We start from the raw sequence: 306 nt of genomic DNA on the forward strand, positions 1-306 counted from the left end.
TCGCCGGCATCGTCCTCGCCCGCGGCTACCACAACCGCCCCGACCTCACCGCCGAACGCTTCACCGCCGACCCCTACGGCCCACCCGGCACCCGCATGTACCGCACCGGCGACACCGCACGCTGGACCCACACCGGCCAACTCACCTACACCGGACGCACCGACGACCAGATCAAACTCCGCGGCTTCCGCATCGAACTCGGCGAAATCCAAGCCGTCCTCATGACCCACCCCCACATCACCCAAGCCGCCGTCATCGTCCGCGAAGACCAACCCGGCGACCAACGCCTCACCGCCTACACCGTCA

1 protein-coding gene is annotated in these 306 nt (G+C 68.3%); it reads left to right on the top strand.

The features are described 5' to 3' along the window. A partial coding sequence (locus IG94_RS39525; protein WP_043485779.1) for an acyl-CoA synthetase family protein occupies positions 1 to 306 on the top strand: 306 nt, incomplete at both ends.

Origin of the sequence: Streptomyces olivaceus, assembly GCF_000721235.1 — a bacterium.
Lineage (GTDB): Bacteria > Actinomycetota > Actinomycetes > Streptomycetales > Streptomycetaceae > Streptomyces > Streptomyces olivaceus.